The following is a 2,479-nucleotide window of genomic DNA, read 5'->3' as shown; positions in this document are numbered from 1 at the left end:
GGGTGCAGGTTATTGAGATGAAAAGCAGGTAATTTCGATCGAACGATCGGCGGTTTTTGCCTGAGAAGTGCCAATTACTCAATCAAAAAAAGGGTGCCCCAAACGGGGCACCCTTTTTTTGCGAATCGATAAAGTTAACTTACAAACAGGCTAAATGCGTGGGGGGAGTTGGATAGAATCTTGCCAGGGCGTTGATTAAGGCTAATGGCTTGGTGATTAATAGATCTGGTTGCCGATCGATCAGAGCTGTGGGTGCATTGAAGCCCCAGCCGACGGCGACAACGCGGATACCGATCGACCTTGCGGCTTGAATATCGCGGATCTCATCGCCGATATAAATGGCATCAGATTTAGAGCATTCGTACTGCTTGAGCAGCTTACCGATTGCCTTGCCTTTCCCAAAGGTCGAAGCACTATTGACAAAATCAAACAGATGCTCAATGTGATTTTGGCTCAAGAGCGACCTAATATTTGATTCGGCATTGGAGCTGACAATTCCTAACCTATAACCTTGAAGTTTGAGTGTGTTGAGGAGTTCAATCGCACCAGGAAATAGTCTCACATTCCGCACTTCACCAGGAAATTCCTCTTTAACGCGCTTTAATAAAAACGGGAGTTTCCACAGGGCAACTTTGGAAAGCTTAATAATTTCCCAGGAACTAAGATATTTGAGGCTTGCTAATTGCTCATCACCAATCTGCGAATAGCCAAATTCAGGTGCCAATCGGTTGCTAATTCGCATTAATGCACCCAACGTATCTGCTAGGGTGCCATCAAAATCAAAAATGATGAGTTTAGAATTGTTACGCATTTGTGAGAAGCCGATGCCAGTTTTAAAATTGTAATCTAATTAACGTTCGATTGCGATCCCCAATTATGAAGATTTGCGGTAGCATTACGCCGCCACATGGCTGGTTTAATTCTACGCAATGCAGAGGCTCTGAAGCTGCGATCCCAAGCCTCCTCGCTAAGCGATCCCAGTTCGGTTAATGTGCGATCGAGATTACAGGCATTGGGTTGAAAATCTGCTACATCTGTAGGCTGGGCAAATCTTTGATTCCACGGACAAACATCTTGGCAAATGTCACAACCAGCAACCCATCCTTGGAGATTCTTAGCGATTTCTGGAGGTAAAGTCTCAGCTCGATTTTCGATCGTATGGTAAGCAATACATCGGTTGGCATCGACTACAAATGGTTGGGTAATTGCGCCAGTCGGACAAGCGGAAATGCACCGCGTACATGTGCCGCAGTGTTGGGCGTGGGGATCGCTAGGAGTGAGGGGAATATTAGTTACAATCTCGCCTAAAAATATCCACGAACCATATTGACGATTGATAACATTTCCGTTTTTACCGATCCAACCAATTCCGGCCTCTTGTGCCCAGAATTTATCTTGAATCGGCCCCGTATCAACGTAGTAACGTGCTTCGATATTATCGCTCGATTCAATCAGCCAATTTGTCAGTTGTTTGAGTTTTTTGGTCAGTACTTTATGATAGTCTCGCCCCCAAGCATAGCGGGCGATTTTGGCATGTTTGGGGCTGTCGGGACGTTGGTGGGGGGTGTAATAGTTGAGAGCTAGCGCGATGACTGTTTTCGCAGCAGGCATAACTCGATAGATGTCTTGCCGACGCGGGTCATTCATCCAGGCCATATCAGCTTGATAACCCTGGGATAACCATGCTTGGAGGCGTTGAGCGGCGGTGTGATTAGTGTTAGGGTCGATGGCAGCGATACCGACGGCGTGAAAGCCAATTTCACGAGCACGATCTGCGACCTGCTGAGTGAGATCGTTCATGGATAAATAGATATGGCAACAGTTTCTCTAGTTATTAGATAACTTCTGGGTCATTCTAATTCTAAGCAGGTGAGATCTGTGCCAATTTCGATCGGAACTTAACGATCGATCCCCAATTCTTAACCTTTCTGATTTTGAGATTTGAAACGTCCGGCAATAAAGTCTCGCCGAGTGGCATGTTTGGTCGATCTGCCAGTGACGCGCTCGCGCCACATCCGAAAGCTAGAGGCTTTCATCTCGCGACGCATCAGGGCAATAACTTGAGGTTCGGCAAGGCCAAATTGCAACTCGATCGCTTCAAATGTAGTCCGATCTTCCCAAGCCATTTCCAGTACTCGATCGATCGTTTCAGAGTCTAATTCTGGTAATTCCATAAGTTTTCATTTATCGCTGATTCAGTTTGCAGGAGCGAGAGGGTAAATTCTTACTGAGCTTACCCCCTAAAACCTAAGAGGATGTCTGAAAACTCAACTTTGCTAGGCTCAACCTCTAGAAGATCCCCCTAAATCCCCCTTCAAAAGCGGATGCCTTTTCGGTCGGGTTCCCCGACCATGAAAAGGCACCAAGCGGGGGACTAAGAGTCCGGTTCCCCCCTTTTGAAGGGGGATTTAGGGGGATCTTCTAGAGGTTGAGCCTAGCAAAGTTGAGTTTTCAGACATCCTCTTAGGTTTTAGGGGGT

General features: G+C 46.6%; 3 protein-coding genes. All 3 read right to left on the bottom strand.

Translation table 11 applies throughout. The annotated features are described in order from the left end of the window. Window positions 1–139: 139 nt before the first annotated feature. The 3 genes from RMO84_RS20380 to RMO84_RS20370 all read right to left on the bottom strand — a co-directional run bounded on the left by RMO84_RS20380 (window position 140) and on the right by RMO84_RS20370 (window position 2,174). Window positions 140–811: an HAD-IA family hydrolase gene (locus RMO84_RS20380; RefSeq protein WP_310490265.1), complete on the bottom strand. Its 672-nt coding sequence runs from the start codon at window positions 809–811 to the stop codon at window positions 140–142. A 35-nt stretch (window positions 812–846) separates the two neighbouring features. Further along, window positions 847–1,800 carry a tRNA epoxyqueuosine(34) reductase QueG gene (gene queG, locus RMO84_RS20375; protein ID WP_310490264.1) on the bottom strand — a complete coding sequence of 318 codons (954 nt, stop codon included), beginning with the start codon at window positions 1,798–1,800 and terminating at the stop codon, window positions 847–849. A gap of 119 nt (window positions 1,801–1,919) precedes the next feature. Next, complete coding sequence (locus tag RMO84_RS20370) at window positions 1,920–2,174, bottom strand: TIGR03643 family protein (RefSeq protein WP_310490263.1); 255 nt, start codon at window positions 2,172–2,174, stop codon at window positions 1,920–1,922. Between the last annotated feature and the right edge of the window lie 305 nt (window positions 2,175–2,479).

The sequence above is a fragment of the Chamaesiphon sp. VAR_69_metabat_338 genome, assembly GCF_031423935.1.
In the GTDB taxonomy this organism is placed as follows: Bacteria; Cyanobacteriota; Cyanobacteriia; order Cyanobacteriales; family Chamaesiphonaceae; genus Chamaesiphon.
This window is presented reverse-complemented; position numbering and strand designations above follow the sequence as displayed.